Source organism: Sphingomonas lacusdianchii (assembly GCF_022664395.1).
In the GTDB taxonomy this organism is placed as follows: domain Bacteria; phylum Pseudomonadota; class Alphaproteobacteria; order Sphingomonadales; family Sphingomonadaceae; genus Sphingomonas; species Sphingomonas lacusdianchii.
Genome location: NZ_JAKRET010000001.1, coordinates 421637 through 436354 on the forward strand (window position 1 = coordinate 421637; position 14718 = coordinate 436354).

The window sequence follows — 14718 nt, forward strand, 5'->3', positions numbered from 1 at the left end:
TTTATGAGCCTTGGCCGGTTGAACCATGTCGGGGTCGCTACGCCGTCGATCACCGCGTCGATCGCGATGTATCGCGATATTCTGGGCGCGGATGCCATTGGCGCGCCGTTCGACCTGCCCGCGCAAGGGGTGAAGGTCTGCTTCATCGATGCGCCTAATACGCAGATCGAACTGATCGAGCCGTATGACGACAGCTCGCCGATCGCCGGCTTTCTGGCCAGGAATCCGGCGGGAGGACAGCATCACCTGTGCTTCGAGGTCGCCGATATCCATGCCGCTATCGCCGACCTGACGGCGAAGGGCGCGCGGGTGCTGGGCATGCCGCGGATCGGGGCGCACGGGACGCCGATCGTCTTCGTCCATCCGCGCGACATGGGCGGGGTGTTGATCGAGTTGATGGAGACACCGGCCGGTCACTGACCGGTCCCCCTCGACACTCCGGCCGCTATCTGGTTCAACCCCGGTGATGAACACCCCTGTCCGCAAAGCGCCCGGTGGCCCCTCCCCCGTCCGGGCAGAATGGGGCCGGACGGTCGAGACGAGGCTTGCCGCCATCCCGGGCATCCGCCGTGCCAAGACCGAGGCGGCGGTGCTGTTCGCGCTCCCCGACTTTCTGTCGGAGGATGAATGCGAGCTGCTGATGGCGACGATCGATGCCGGACGGCGCAAGTCGACGTTGCTGACGAGCAGCAACGATCCGAATTTCCGGACGTCGGACAGCTGCGACCTCGACCGCTGGCACCCCGAGCTGCAACCGATCGACGAGCGGATCGCGCATCTGTTGGGCATCCCGCCCGAATATGGCGAGACGATGCAGGGGCAGCGTTACGCCCCGGGACAGCAATTCCGGGCGCATGGCGATTATTTCAACGAGAACGAACGTTATTGGGCGTCGATGGCGGTACAGGGCGGGCAGCGGACCTGGACGGCGATGGTCTATCTGAACGAGGTCGACCAAGGCGGCGCGACGTGGTTTCCGATCGCCGGGGTCCGCTTCAACCCGCGTCCGGGCATGCTGGTCGCGTGGAACAACATGAACGCCGATGGCAGCCCCAATCTGTCGACGCTGCACGAGGGCATGGCAGTGGTCGAAGGGACCAAGTACATCATAACCAAGTGGTTTCGCGAGCGGCCATGGACGCCGACGGTACAGCCCTGAGCCGCCAAAGTTCACGAAGTTCACACTTGCCACAATTTCGCGTGGCACTGTCTTCTGTCCCAAAGCACCACGCCACCCCGGACCGGGTCCGGGGTGACGATGATGGCCCCTGGTGAGGCTGTAGGAAAGCGAAAGCGGGGCGGCAGATCGTCGGGAAACGAACCGCCGCCTGAGCCTCACGCCTTCTTGCGCGCCCGCTTCGGCGCGGCGGCGGCTTCGGTGTCTTCTTCCTCGTCGGGTGCTTCCTCGCCCGCTTCGCTCAACGCTTCGCCAAGCGCGCGCAGCTTGTCCTGCTGCTTGTCGGATTTCTCGGCGATCCGGGTGGTCGCCGCGCCGAGGCGGTGAAGCAGATCGTGGACCCGATCGCTGTCGGGTGCGTCCTTTTCCAGTTGCTTGCGCAGCGAGGCGAGGTCGCGCAGGATGCCCTTGGCCCCCGGCACATCGGTGTCGGCCAGCGCCGCTTCCCAATCCTCGATCATCGTCGCGCCCTTGGCGGGCTTGGTTTCGTCCAGTCCGCGATTGATCGCGTTCATCGTTCCAGCGAATTTAACGGCCATGCAAAGGCTCCTCGAACGGCAAGCTGCACGCGCAGCCGCCGGACAACGAGCGAGGCCGGAGCCGGCCCCGGCTGGGACCAACTATTTGTTTTCGCTGGGGTGAGGAACCTTGCGCGAACGGTGCCGTACTGCGCCTTCGAGAGGGACGTCACCCCAGCGTAGGCTAGGGTCTCATGCGGCTCTTGCAGTGTGCTATTACCGGGAGACCCCAGCCTTCGCTGGGGTGACGTTTGATCTCAAGCTATATCGAACCGCGCTTCAGTCGACGCGGATACGGGTGCCGCTGTCAAAACCGTCAGCCATCAACCGCACGATCGCATCGGCGACGCGCTCGGGCGGTTTTACCGACTGAGGATCTTCGCCGGGATAGGCACGCTCGCGCATCTTCGTCCGGGTAGCACCGGGATCGACGATCGCGGTGCGGACCGGCGAGATGTTCGCCATTTCCAGCCCGTAGCTGGCGATAATGTTGTCGAACGCCGCCTTCGACGCGCCGTACATGCCCCAATAGGCACGCGGGGCGGCGCCGACCGAAGAGGTTACGCCGACCACCCTACCCGACCGGGCAAGGCGCAGCATCGGCGAGAAGGCGGCGATCAGCGCGGCATTGGCGGTGACGTTGAGCGCCATCACCTTGTCGAATTCCTTGAGATCGAACGACGGCACCGGCCCCAACGTACCCAGCGCACCGGCGTTGAGCACCAGCATGTCCAGCGCGCGCCAGCGTTCGGCGATCGCCGACACCAGTTGCGGAATGGCGGTGCGGTCATAGAGGTCGACGGGCGCGATCGTCGCCGACCCGCCGGCGGCGTAGATCGCGTCCTCGACCTCCTCCAGCCCGCCGGTGGTGCGCGCGGTCAGGATGATGTGGGCGCCCTCCGCCGCGAGCGCGATGGCGGTGGCGGCACCAATGCCGCGGCTGGCACCGGTGACGAGGGCCAGCTGCCCCTTCAGACGATCGCTCATCCGACGCGTTCGGCCAGCACCGCGAGTTGATCGACCGAGCTGGTTTCGTCCTGATCGGTCAGCGGGGTCGGATAGTCGCCGGTGAAGCAGGCGTCGCAATATTTCGGACGGACCGAGGTGCGCGATGCTTCGCCGAGCGCCCGGTACAGCCCGTCGATCGAAACGAAGGCAAGGCTGTCCGCCTGGATATAGTCGGTCATGCCGCCGAGATCGAATTTGGCGGCGAGCAGTTTGGCGCGTTCGGGCGTGTCGACGCCGTAGAAGCAGCTGTGCCGGGTCGGCGGCGAGGCGATGCGCATATGCACTTCGGCCGCGCCGGCATCGCGCATCATCTGCACGATCTTCAGGCTGGTCGTGCCGCGCACGATCGAATCGTCGATCAGCACGATGCGCTTGCCCTCGATCAGCTTGCGGTTGGCATTGTGCTTCAGCTTGACGCCCAGATGGCGGACCTTGTCGCCCGGCTGGATGAAGGTTCGGCCGACATAGTGCGAGCGGATGATGCCGAGTTCGAACGGGATGCCCGACGCCTGCGCATAACCGATCGCGGCGGGGACCCCCGAATCGGGGACCGGGATGACCAGATCGGCCTCGACCGGGTTTTCCTGTGCCAGTTCGGCACCGATCGCCTTGCGCACCGAATAGATCGAGCGGTCGTCGCTGATCGAATCGGGGCGCGAGAAATAGACCCATTCGAAGATGCAGGGACGCGGGGATAGCGGCGCGAACGGGCGAATCGAGCGCAGTTCACCGTTCTTGACGATGACCAGTTCGCCGGGTTCGACCTCGCGGACGAACTCGGCGCCGACCACGTCGAGCGCAACGGTTTCGGAGGCGAAGATATAGGCGTCGTCGCCGAGCTTGCCCATCACCAGCGGCCGGATACCGAGAGGGTCGCGGCAGGCGATCATCCCCTCGGGCGTCATGCAGATCAGCGAATAGGCGCCCTCGACCTGCTTCAGCGCATCGATGAACCGGTCGAGCAGCGTCCGATAATTGGACGTCGCGACCAGGTGGATGATGACTTCGGTATCGCTGGTCGACTGGAAGATCGATCCGGTGCGGACCAGATCCTTCCGCAGTCGCATCGCGTTGGAAAGATTGCCGTTATGCGCCACCGCGAACCCACCCGACGCCAGTTCGGCATAGAGCGGCTGGATGTTGCGGTTCGACGTCTCGCCGGTGGTCGAATAGCGGACATGGCCGCAGGCGGTGGCGCCGGGCAGCGATTCGATCACGTCGGGGCGATCGAAATTGCCCGCGACATGGCCCTGCGCGCGCTGGGTATGGAACATCGCCCCGTCCCAGCTGCAGATGCCGGCCGCTTCCTGCCCACGATGCTGGAGCGCGTGGAGGCCGAGAGCCACCAGCGCCGCAGCGCCGTCCGCGCCGGATACACCGAAAATGCCGCACTCTTCACGCAGCTTGTCGTCGTCGAATGGATGGGTGGTGAACATAGGCCCTTCCGGGGATAAGCGTGTCACACGGCTGCCATATAGGCAGGCGGAATCGATTTGTCGCCCTTTGATCGTCGATTGCGGCGGAACCATGATCGGCGATAGGAGTTGCGGCGATGGACAATCGCGATACCGGACTGGTGCTCAACCCGAAATTCGATGCCGACGGGCTGTTGACCGCCATCGCCGTCGATGCCGTCAGCGGCGAACCGCTGATGGTCGCCTTCATGAACGACGAAGCCCTGCGCCTGACGCTGGAGACGCGCGAGGCGACCTTCTGGTCGCGCAGCCGCGGGCGGCTGTGGAAGAAGGGTGAGACGTCCGGCAACGTCCTGCACGTGGTCGAGGCGCGGATCGATTGCGATCAGGATGCGCTGTGGCTGCGGTGCGAGCCGGCGGGGCCGGCGTGCCATACCGGGGCGGACAGTTGTTTCTTCCGGCGGATCGAGGGCGATCGGCTGGTGCCCGTGACGTGAGACTGTGGATCGCGGCGGCACTGCTGCTGGCGGGATGTTCGCCATCCGCTACGACCGACAGCGCTACAGCCACGCTGGAGGAAGCAGCGATCGCGCGCGGCGTGGTGCGCGATCCGGCGACGGCGACGCCGACCGGGCTGTATGCGCGGGAGGACGACCGGCTGTGCATTGCCGGCGATCGGATCGGGATGTTCGTCGATTATGGCGACGATATCGGATGCAGCGGGCATGGAAGCTTCACCCGCGAGGGAGAGTCGCTGCGAATCGACCTTGGCGGCGGCTGTACGTTCGGGGCGGCGTATGACGGAGACCATATCCGCCTTGCCGGCGCGGTGCCGGCGGCGTGCCGGCGGCTATGTACCCGGCGCGCTTCGCTGGCGGGGTTCGAGGTCGACCGGCTGAGCGACAGTGGGTCGGAGGCGGCGGCGCTGCGCGATCCCAAGGGTCGGCAGTTATGCGGGTGACTCGGCGCCCTGTCGTTTGACCAGCGTGACCTGCGCCACGGTGATGCCGCCACCACGAAAGCCGCCTTCGCAATACATCAGATAGTAGCGCCACAGATCGGCGAAGCGGTCGTCGATCATCGGCAGGCGGCCTTCGGCGCGGGCCTTGTCGAACGCCTGCCGCCAAAGGCGCAGCGTCTCCGCATAGTCGAGGCCGAAGCGGCGGACGTCGCGCCAAGCGAGGCCGCGTGACTCGGCAAGCGCACGGAAGCGCGGTTCGGACAACAACATGCCGCCCGGAAAGACATGCGCCTGGATGAAGTCGACATTGCGCGCATAGGCATCGAACAGCGGCTCGGCGATGGCGATATACTGGATCGCGGCGCGACCGCCGGGTTTCAGGCGCGCGGCGATGGCGTCGAGATAGGCGGGCCAATATTCGCGGCCGACCGCCTCGACCATCTCGATGCTGGCGATCGCATCATAGGTGCCGGTGACGTCACGATAGTCGGTCAGCGATACGGTGACGCCGGGGAGCGCAAGGGCGTCGACATGGCGCTTCTGCTCGGTCGACAGGGTGATGGCGTCGACCTGCCGCCCTGCATCCGCCGCGGTCCGGGCGAACGATCCCCAGCCGCAGCCGATTTCGAGGATGCGGTCGCCGGGGCGGGTAGCGGTACGGTCGAGGATCGCGGTCAGCTTGTTGCGCTGCGCGGCGACAAGCCCAGTCGCGCCGTCGAACATCGCGCTGGAATAGGTCAGCGTCGGGTCGAGCCATTCGCGGTAGAAGTCGTTGCCGAGGTCGTAATGCGCGGCGATGTTGGCGCGGGCGCCGGGTCGGTCGTTGCGCCGCGCGCGGTGGGCGAGGCGGCGCAGCAGGCGCGATACGCCGCCCGCGCGAGCCGAACTGCGGAGCGTTTCGGCATTGCGCATGAACAGGTCGAACAGCGGGACCGGATCGGGGCTGGACCAGTCGCCATCGGCCCATGCTTCGTACCAGCCGGCCGATCCGCCCCGCGCCAACCGCCACATCGCCCGCCAGCGGTGCAGGACGACCACTGCCACCGGCCCCGGCGCATGGCCGCCGACCCGGCGGGTGCTGCCATCAGGCAAGGTCGCGTGGATCGCGCCGGTGGTCAGGCCGGCATCGATCCGGGCCAAGGCCCGGCGAAACAAGGGGGAAAGGATGCGGTAGCGGTCGGACGACATCGCGCGCCTTCATGCACGACGCACGCGCGCCGGCAAGGGGGATCAGATGCCGCGCGCCGCCGCCAGTGCCCGTTCGCGTGCCTCGCGATGGTCGATGATCTTTTCGGGATAATCCTTCGGCCGGCAACCGGCGGCATCGGGATCGTGGATCACCTCGTCCGACAGATGCGCCAGTTCGGGCACCCAACGGCGGATATAGTCGGCGGCGTCGAACTTCTCCGACTGGGTCAGCGGCGCCATGATCCGGCCGAACATGTTCGAATCGACACCGGTGCCGGCGACCCATTGCCAGTTGACGGCATTGTTGCCGAAATCGGCATCGACCAGACAGTCCCAATACCAGCGCTCGCCCTCACGCCAGTCGATCAGCAGATGTTTGATGATGAAGGACGCGGCGATCATCCGCACGCGATTGTGCATCCAGCCGATCTGCCAGAGCTGACGCATCCCGGCGTCGACGAGCGGATAGCCGGTGCGGCCCTGTTGCCATGCCTTCAAATCGCGGTTCGCCGCTACGCCGCTGCGCCATTTCAGCTTGTCGTAGCGCGGGCGGCCGTTGGCGTCGGCATAGTCGGGCATCGACAGGATGACGCCGCTGGAAAAATCGCGCCACGCCAGTTCCTTGCGATAGGTGGTCAGGCTGTCGCCCGGCTCGTCGAGCGCAGCCCAGACCTGTCGCGGGGAAATCTCGCCATGATGGAGGTGCGGCGACAGGTTCGAGCTGCCATCGATCGAGGGCAGGTTGCGCGCCTCGGCATAGTCGTCGAGGCGGGAGGCGAAGGATTTGAGGGCTTTCAACGCGCCGTCCTCGCCCGGTTGCCACGATTTGCCGAAAGCGGTCGACCAGTCCGGCTTGGTCGGCAGCAGTTTCCAGTCGGTAAGCTTGTCGGACTTGGGCCATTTCGAGGGCGCGGGGATGGCGCGTGGCATCGCCAGAGGTTCGTCCGGAGGCAGCATTTGGTTCAGCGCCTTCCAATAGGAGGAATAGATTTTGAACATGCCGCCAGAGCCTGTGCGGACGCATTCGGGCGGACGAAGATGGTTGCCGTCGTGCAGCGTCAGATCGTCGCCCAGTTCGTCCTGCGCCTTGACCCACCAGGGTTCGTAATGGCGCATGGCGTGGACATGGTTCGCACCGGTGTCGTGCATCAGCTTGCGCAGTTCGGTGACGGCCTCGCCCCGGCGCAGGATCAGGCGCGATCCCTTCGCCTGCAGCGCATCGTCCATGGCGGCGAGGCTGTGGTGCAGCCACCAGCATTGCGCGCCGCCGATCGCCCAATCGCCGGGGCTTTGGTCGTCGAAGATATAGACCGGGATGACGGCGTCTGCTTCGACGGCGGCGACGAGCGCGGGCTGGTCGCGCAGGCGGAGGTCCTGGCGGAGCCAGAGGAGGACGGGTTCGGTCATGCGCAAGGCGTTACGCCTGCACGACGATCCCGGTTCCCTGCGCCACGGCGACGATCGACGCGACATGGCGATGCGCGACTTCGAGCAGGTCGCCATAGCCGCCGCCCAGGGCACTGGCGATCGGCAGACCGCGCGCCTTCGCCAACTGTCCGATCCAGCGGTCGCGTTCGTTCAGCCCCGCCTGGCTGAGCGACAACCGCCCCAGCCGGTCGTCGGCAAAGGGATCGACCCCCGCCTGATAGAGCAGAAGCGACGGCGCGAAACTGTCAATCAGCGGGACAAGCGTCGCCGCCAGCGTCGAGAGATATTCGTCGTCGCCGACCCCGTCGGCCAGACCGATATCGAGCGTCGAGCGCGCCTTTCGCGCCGGAAAATTCTTTTCGGCATGGATCGAATAGGTGGCGAGGCCGGTACGACCGGCGAGCAGCGAGGCAGTGCCGTCGCCCTGATGCACGTCGACATCGATCACCAGCACCCGGTCGCACGTCCCTTCATCGACCAGCCGGTGCGCGGCGATGGCGAGGTCGTTGAACACGCAATAGCCCGCGCCGGTATCGGCCAGCGCATGGTGGCTGCCGCCGGCGGTGTTGGCAGCATAGCCCCGCGCCATCGCGACGCGCGCGGCGGCATAGGTGCCGCCGGGAACCGCGACCGCACGCAGTGCCATGGGCCGGGTGACGGCGAAACCGATGCGGCGTTCCTTGGCCGGGGGCACGCGCGCCTCGATCACCTCGGCGACATAGCTGTCGTCATGTACCGCCTCGATCCAGCGACGCGGCATCGGTTCGGGTTCGTGCCAGTCGATCGACGGCCCCATCTCGCGCAGCAGATCGCGGACGAGGCCATTCTTGCCCCAGCGATAGCGACTGCCCGGCGGGCTTTCGGCGACGTAATGCGGGTGGTGGATAACGTGGATCACATGGCAGAGATAAGATGCCGTTGGTCCTCGCAAAAGCGGCGAGGCGCGGATAGGAAGCGGGCATGGACAAGACCAGCCTCCCCTATCGCCCTTGTGCCGGCGTAATGCTGATGAACCGCGACGGACAGGTGTTCGTCGGACAGCGGCTCGATTCGACGCTGGAGGCATGGCAGATGCCGCAGGGCGGAATCGACGAGGGCGAGGAAGCGATCGACGCCGCGGTCCGCGAACTCCGCGAGGAAACCGGGGTGATGCCCGACAAGGTAAGGCTGATCGCCGAGGCACCGGGCGAATTCGTCTACGACCTGCCCGACGACATGATCCGCCGCATCTGGAAGGGGAAATGGCGCGGGCAGCGGCAGCGCTGGTTCCTGTTCGCGTTCGAAGGCGAGGATGGCGATATCGACATCGCGACGCCCGAGCCGGAATTCCGCGCATGGCGCTGGGCCGATCCCGCCGATCTGCCGACGATGATCGTGCCGTTCAAGAAGACCTTATACGAACAGGTTCTCGCGGCCTTCGCCGAGCACCTGCATCGGTGAACCGCGCCAAAGCTGCGATGAACGGTTCAGCCGGTCGACAGGCGATCGGCTATAGCGAGCGGTGATGCCCAATCCCGCGCTCCTCTTGCCGCTCGGCCTGTATTTCGCGGAACCGCCGCCCGAACCCGATCTGCCGATCGAGATCCGGACGATGCTGGAGGAGGCGATGGCGTCGGGCAACGACAACGACGTCGCGACGATCGTCCGCTATGCGCGCAAGGCAGCGCCGAAACATTCGCAGAAGATCGCCGACCTAGCGTCGCATTACACGTTCGAACGGACCGAAAAGACCGAGAAGCGGCTGCGCACCGCATCGTTCGGGGCACTGGTCAAGGGACGCGCCGAAGTTGGCGGCTGGGTGAACAGCGGCAATTCGGACAATCTCGGCATCACCGCCGTGCTCGACCTGTCGCGTGAGGGCTATCGCTGGCGCCACAAGCTGAAATTGCAGGCGGACTATCAGGAAAATAACGGCATTCCGTCGCGCGAACATTATCTCGGCGCGTTCGAACCCAACTACAAGGTCGACGACCGGCTCTATATCTACGGCGCCGCGCAATATGAGTCGGACAGGTTCTTCGGCTATTACGACCGCTATTCGGCGTCGAGCGGGGCGGGCTATACCGCGCTCGCCCGGGGGCCGGTGACGCTCGACCTCGAACTCGGGCCGGCATTCCGGCACACCTCGTTCACCACCGGCAATGTCGAGCGCAATCTCGCGGCGCGCGGATCAGTCGATTTCGACTGGCGGATGACCCCTGCCCTGACGCTCAGGCAGGATACGTCGGCCTATGTGCAGGCGGCGAACAGCACCGTCACCAGCCTGACCGCGGTCGATGCCAAGCTGCTGGGACCATTATCGGCGCGGCTGTCGTACAACATCCAGTATGAAAGCCGCCCGCCGGTGGGGCGCGTCAATACCGACACCACCGGGCGTGCATCTTTGGTCTATGCTTTCTGAAGCGACCGATCCCGGTTACACCGGGGCATGGTTGGGACGTATGAAGACGCCGCTCTGATCGATAGGATCGACGCCGCGGCGATGCAGGCACAGGTCGAGCAATGGGTCGCGGTCAATAGCGGCACGCGCAACCTGTCCGGACTGGCGACGATGGCGGGGCTGCTGACCGACGACTTCGCAGCGCTGCCCGGCACGGTCGAACTGCTCGATCCCGATCCCGTGGAGACGGTCGACAGCGACGGCAAGGTCCGGGCAATCGACCATGGCCGCCACCTGCTGCTGCGCGTACGGCCCGAGGCGCCCGTCCGCATGCTGTTCACTGGGCATATGGACACGGTGTACGGCGCGGATCATGCGTTCCAGACTGCGCGATACCTGCCCGACGGGGCACTGAACGGTCCCGGTGCCGCCGATATGAAGGGCGGTTTGTCGGTGATGCTCGCCGCGCTGAAGGCGGTCGAGGCGGCGGGGATCGGCGATCGCTTCGGCTATGACGTGGTCATCAATTCCGACGAAGAGACCGGATCGTTCGCATCGGCGAGGCTGATCGAGACGATGGCGGCGGGCAAGGTCGCGGCCTTCACCTATGAGCCGGCGCTGCCCGACGGGACGCTGGCCGGCGCGCGCGGGGGGACCGGCAATTTCTCGATCGTGGTCAGCGGGCGCAGCGCCCATGCCGGCCGCAACCCGGAGGAAGGGCGCAACGCCATCGTCGCCGCCGCCGATATCGCGCTCAGGCTCCATGCGGCGAAGGGGCCGCGGCTGGCGGTCAATCCGGCGCGGATCGAGGGCGGCGGGCCGAACAATGTCGTGCCCGACCATGCGGTGCTGCGGGTCAATTTCCGACCGCATGGGAGCGACGAGATCGCCCGCGCCCGATCGCAGATCGACGCGGCGACGGCGATGGTCGCAGCCGCCCATGACGTCGGCGTCGCGGTGCATGGCAGCTTCAACCGGCCGCCCAAGCCGATCGATGCCGGGGCCGCGAAGCTGTTCGCGCTGGTACATGCGGTCGGCCGCGACCTGTCGATTCCGATCGGCTGGCGCGACACCGGCGGGGTGTGCGACGGCAACAACATCGCCGCGCAGGGCGTGCCGGTGATCGACACGATGGGGGTGCGCGGCGGCGCGATCCATTCGGCGGAGGAATATATGATCGTCGACAGCCTGGCCGAACGTGCCGCGCTGTCGGCGGTCGCCATATCGCGTATCGTGGCACAGGGGGGATTGTGACGTTTCGTATCCGCGCAGCTCGCGAAGAAGACCTGAAATATCTCTATGAAATGGCGAAGCTGACCGGGGGCGGGTTCACTAACCTGCCGCCCGATCGCAATGCGCTGACCACCCGGCTGGAGCGCAGCGCCATCGCCTTCAGCCATGAGGAAGACACCCCGCGCGACGAGGTGTTCGTGCTGGTGCTGGAGAATATCGATACCGGCGAGGTGCGCGGCACCTGTCAGGTGTTTACGAAGGTCGGGCAGCGCTGGCCCTTCTATTCCTATCGCGTCGCGACGCTGACCAAGCATAGCGAGGCGCTGGGGCGGACGTTCCGTGCCGATATCCTCAATCTGGTCAACGATCTGGAAGGGTCGAGCGAGGTCGGCGGACTGTTCCTTCATCCGGGCGAGCGGGCCGGCGGGCTGGGGCTGTTGCTCGCCCGATCGCGCTATCTGTTCATCGGACGGCATCGCGGGCGCTTTGCCGACCGGGTGCTCGCGGAACTGCGCGGGATCATCGACGAAGCGGGCGGATCGCCCTTCTGGGACGGGGTGGCCGGGCGTTTCTTCGGGATGACGTTCCAGGACGCCGACCAGTTCAATGCGATCCATGGCAACCAGTTCATCGCCGACCTGATGCCGCGCCATCCGGTCTATATCGCGATGCTGCCCGAGGCGGCGCGCGCCGTCATCGGCCTGCCCCACCCGACCGGGCGCGCGGCGATGCGGATGCTGGAGAATGAAGGCTTTGCGTATGAGAATTACGTCGACATCTTCGATGGCGGGCCGACCATGACCGCGCGCACCGACCAGATCATGACGATCCGCGACCGGCGCGAGGGCAAGGTCGTGGGCATCGACAATGGCGGCGGCAGGGCGTCGCTGCTGTCGACCGGGCGGCTGTCCGATTTCCGCGCCTGTCTTGGCGAGGTGACGGTGCGTGACGACGGCATCGTCATCGACGCGGAGGCGGCACGCGCGCTGGGCGTCAAGGTCGGCGACACGCTGTGTCATGTGGGGCGGTGACGATGGTGCGCGAAATCAATTTCGACGGGATCATTGGTCCCAGCCACAATTATGCCGGGCTGAGCCACGGCAATCTGGCGGCGACGCGCAATGCCGGCGAAATGTCGCGCCCGCGCATGGCGGCGCTACAGGGTATCGCCAAGATGCGGGCGAACCTCGCGCTCGGGCTGACTCAGGGCATATTGTTGCCGCACCCGCGGCCGGACGTGCGCTGGCTGACGCGACTGGCAACCGATTATGCGCGTGCCGCACCGCATCTGCGGGCGCAGGCGTTGTCGGCGTCGGCGATGTGGGCGGCCAATGCGGCGACCGTGTCGCCTGCGGCGGATTGCGATGACGGACGCTGCCACCTGACCGTCGCGAACCTCGTGACCATGCCGCATCGTAGTCACGAGTGGCCTGCAACGCTCAAGCAGCTCGAACTCGCCTTTGCCGATCCGGCCTTCGCGGTACATGGACCGGTCCCCGCCCCGTTCGGTGACGAAGGCGCGGCCAATCATATGCGGCTGTGCGAGACGCATGGCGCGGCGGGGATCGAGGTGTTCGTCTATGGGGTAAGCGGCGGCCCCTTCCCTGCCCGCCAGCATCGCGAGGCGTGCGAGACCGTGGCGCGCGCGCACAGCCTTGATCCGGCGCGGACGCTGTTCGTGCGACAATCCGACGAAGCAATCGCGGCCGGGGCATTCCACAACGACGTGGTTGCGGTCGCCAACGAGCGCGTACTGTTCGCGCACGAACAGGCGTTCCATGACCGTGACGGCTTCCTTGCCGATCTGCGCGCGGCGATGCCGTCGGTCGAGATCGTCGAGGTGCCGGCGGCGCGGGTCAGTCTTGCGGACGCGATCGCTTCCTATCTGTTCAACGCGCAACTGGTGACGTTGGCCGATGGCGGCATGGCGCTGGTCCTGCCGTCGGAGGCACGGGCGAACGGACCGGTATGGTCGTGGTTGCAGGAACTGGTCGCGGGCAACGGACCGATCCGGCGGCTGGAAGTCGTCGACGTCCGCGAATCGATGGCGAATGGCGGTGGCCCCGCCTGTCTGCGGCTGCGGGTGGTGGCCGATCCGGCGACGATCGATCCGCGGTTCCTCGTCGACGATGCCAGGCTCGATACGATCGCGGCAGTGGTCGAGGCGCATTGGCCCGAGCGGATCGACCCGGCGGATATCGGCGATCCGGCGCTGATCGAGGAGATCGTAACGGCGCGCCGCGCGCTGCTCGAAGCGCTCGACCTTGTCGAGTTAATTGACAGTTAACCATATCGCAGCGCCCCGGATCGGCAGAAAACCGCCGCTGGTACGTAAATTGCATAATTTCGGACCATGCTGATGCGGCTCAAGAACCTGTTCACGATCAAGTCGAAGTTCGAGGCGTTCCCCGTCATCTACGGCCTTGCCGTGGGGGCGGTGGAGCGCGGGTTCCATTACATGCAGATGTATCCGGGGATCGCGGGCAAGCTGATGTTCGCGGTCTGCCCGATCGCTGTGTTCATGGCGGGCAGCCGCATTCTCGATTCGATCGACGCGGACCGCGAGGTTCGCTAGGGCGTCGCATGCCTCGCGAGATTACCGCCTATTCGAACCCGATGGTGAAGGCCGCGCGCAACCTGCGCGAAAAGCGCCATCGCCGCGATCAGCGCCGATTCCTTGCCGAGGGACTGCGCATCCTGACCGAAGCGCGCGAGGCGGGATGGCTGCCCGCTGAACTCTATTTCGCGAGCGACGCGCCGCATCCACTGCTGGAAACGCTGATCGACGAGACCGAGGCGTCGGGGGGCGTTGCCATCGCCACGACAGTCGACATCCTGTCGAAGCTGTCGGGGAAGGACAATCCGGGGTCGGTGGTCGGCGTCTATGACGAATTCTCGACCGAACTGACGGGCATCGACCGGCGCAACGCGTCGCTGTGGCTGGTCGCCGAACGCCTGCGCGATCCGGGCAATCTGGGGACGATCCTGCGCACCGCCGATGCGACCGGTGCCGGCGGGCTGATCCTGATCGACGAGTGCGTCGATCCGTTTTCGGTCGAGGCGGTGCGGGCGAGCATGGGGGCGATCTTCACCGTCGCGGTGGCACGGGCAGATTGGGCGACGTTCAAGGGGTGGCTGCGGAGCGGTCCGGGGACTCTGGTGGGGCTGAGCCTCGACACGACGCACGACTATCGCGCGGCGACCTATCCCGATCCGACCTTCCTGCTGACCGGCAACGAGGCGCAGGGCATGCCCGAGCATATGGCGGCGGAATGCGACCTGCTGGTCAAGATCCCGATGCTGGGCAAGGCCGACAGCCTGAATGCGGCGGTGGCGACGGCGGTGATGGCGTACACCGTGCTGGGGCAGCATCGCCCCTGAACCTTTCGCCATGCGGCGCATTCAGCGGG

The 14718-nt window shown here is 66.0% G+C and carries 17 protein-coding genes; 11 read left to right on the plus strand and 6 right to left on the minus strand.

All coding sequences use genetic code 11. The annotated features are described in order from the left end of the window. Positions 1 to 3: 3 nt before the first annotated feature. Positions 4 to 420 carry a methylmalonyl-CoA epimerase gene (gene mce / locus MF607_RS01960; protein ID WP_242115712.1) on the plus strand — a complete coding sequence of 139 codons (417 nt, stop codon included), beginning with the start codon at positions 4 to 6 and terminating at the stop codon, positions 418 to 420. 46 nt (positions 421 to 466) lie between these two features. Then, complete coding sequence (locus MF607_RS01965) at positions 467 to 1159, plus strand: prolyl hydroxylase family protein (RefSeq protein WP_242115919.1); 693 nt, start codon at positions 467 to 469, stop codon at positions 1157 to 1159. A 176-nt stretch (positions 1160 to 1335) separates the two neighbouring features. Here MF607_RS01965 and MF607_RS01970 read toward each other — a convergent pair whose 3' ends face one another. The 3 genes from MF607_RS01970 to purF all read right to left on the minus strand — a co-directional run bounded on the left by MF607_RS01970 (position 1336) and on the right by purF (position 4139). After that, on the minus strand, positions 1336 to 1716 hold the full coding sequence (locus MF607_RS01970; protein WP_242115713.1) for a hypothetical protein: 381 nt from the start codon (positions 1714 to 1716) through the stop codon (positions 1336 to 1338). A gap of 258 nt (positions 1717 to 1974) precedes the next feature. Further along, positions 1975 to 2682 carry an SDR family NAD(P)-dependent oxidoreductase gene (locus MF607_RS01975; protein ID WP_242115715.1) on the minus strand — a complete coding sequence of 236 codons (708 nt, stop codon included), beginning with the start codon at positions 2680 to 2682 and terminating at the stop codon, positions 1975 to 1977. Next, positions 2679 to 4139, minus strand: coding sequence for an amidophosphoribosyltransferase (purF, locus tag MF607_RS01980; RefSeq protein ID WP_242115716.1), 1461 nt, complete (start codon positions 4137 to 4139; stop codon positions 2679 to 2681). The genes MF607_RS01975 and purF overlap by 4 nt, the downstream gene beginning before the upstream one ends. A gap of 116 nt (positions 4140 to 4255) precedes the next feature. On the opposite strand from purF, the gene hisI reads away from it, so the two are divergent. Together hisI and MF607_RS01990 are read left to right on the plus strand one after the other, a co-directional pair. Further along, positions 4256 to 4615, plus strand: a complete 360-nt coding sequence (gene hisI, locus MF607_RS01985; RefSeq protein WP_242115717.1) for a phosphoribosyl-AMP cyclohydrolase — start codon at positions 4256 to 4258, stop codon at positions 4613 to 4615. Next, a complete protein-coding gene (locus MF607_RS01990; RefSeq protein WP_242115718.1) occupies positions 4612 to 5079 on the plus strand; it encodes a hypothetical protein in 468 nt (155 codons plus the stop codon). Before hisI ends, MF607_RS01990 begins: the two co-directional genes overlap by 4 nt. On the opposite strand, the gene MF607_RS01995 is transcribed toward MF607_RS01990, so the two are convergent. From MF607_RS01995 to MF607_RS02005, 3 genes are read right to left on the minus strand one after another with little or no spacing between them, the layout of a single operon-like run. Further along, positions 5068 to 6267 (minus strand): SAM-dependent methyltransferase, encoded by a 1200-nt coding sequence (locus MF607_RS01995; RefSeq protein ID WP_242115719.1) that lies wholly within the window; start codon positions 6265 to 6267, stop codon positions 5068 to 5070. The genes MF607_RS01990 and MF607_RS01995 overlap by 12 nt on opposite strands. Before the next feature lie 42 nt (positions 6268 to 6309). Next, positions 6310 to 7674, minus strand: coding sequence for a cryptochrome/photolyase family protein (locus MF607_RS02000; RefSeq protein ID WP_242115720.1), 1365 nt, complete (start codon positions 7672 to 7674; stop codon positions 6310 to 6312). 10 nt (positions 7675 to 7684) lie between these two features. Beyond that, a complete protein-coding gene (locus MF607_RS02005) occupies positions 7685 to 8593 on the minus strand; it encodes a histone deacetylase family protein (RefSeq protein WP_242115721.1) in 909 nt (302 codons plus the stop codon). 62 nt (positions 8594 to 8655) lie between these two features. Here MF607_RS02005 and MF607_RS02010 point away from each other — a divergent pair, with 62 nt between their 5' ends. From MF607_RS02010 to MF607_RS02040, 7 genes are all read left to right on the plus strand, one after another. Further along, a complete protein-coding gene (locus MF607_RS02010; protein WP_242115722.1) occupies positions 8656 to 9135 on the plus strand; it encodes an RNA pyrophosphohydrolase in 480 nt (159 codons plus the stop codon). A gap of 64 nt (positions 9136 to 9199) precedes the next feature. After that, positions 9200 to 10096 carry a DUF481 domain-containing protein gene (locus MF607_RS02015; RefSeq protein ID WP_242115723.1) on the plus strand — a complete coding sequence of 299 codons (897 nt, stop codon included), beginning with the start codon at positions 9200 to 9202 and terminating at the stop codon, positions 10094 to 10096. A gap of 27 nt (positions 10097 to 10123) precedes the next feature. After that, on the plus strand, positions 10124 to 11329 hold the full coding sequence (locus MF607_RS02020) for a hydrolase (RefSeq protein WP_242115724.1): 1206 nt from the start codon (positions 10124 to 10126) through the stop codon (positions 11327 to 11329). After that, entirely contained in the window at positions 11326 to 12339 is a 1014-nt protein-coding gene (locus MF607_RS02025) for an arginine N-succinyltransferase (RefSeq protein WP_242115725.1), read from the plus strand. The genes MF607_RS02020 and MF607_RS02025 overlap by 4 nt, the downstream gene beginning before the upstream one ends. Positions 12340 to 12341: 2 nt before the next feature. Next, complete coding sequence (locus MF607_RS02030; protein ID WP_242115726.1) at positions 12342 to 13595, plus strand: N-succinylarginine dihydrolase; 1254 nt, start codon at positions 12342 to 12344, stop codon at positions 13593 to 13595. 66 nt (positions 13596 to 13661) lie between these two features. Then, positions 13662 to 13883: a hypothetical protein gene (locus MF607_RS02035; RefSeq protein ID WP_242115727.1), complete on the plus strand. Its 222-nt coding sequence runs from the start codon at positions 13662 to 13664 to the stop codon at positions 13881 to 13883. Positions 13884 to 13891: 8 nt separating this feature from the next. After that, complete coding sequence (locus tag MF607_RS02040; RefSeq protein WP_242115729.1) at positions 13892 to 14689, plus strand: TrmH family RNA methyltransferase; 798 nt, start codon at positions 13892 to 13894, stop codon at positions 14687 to 14689. The last annotated feature ends 29 nt before the right edge of the window (positions 14690 to 14718 follow it).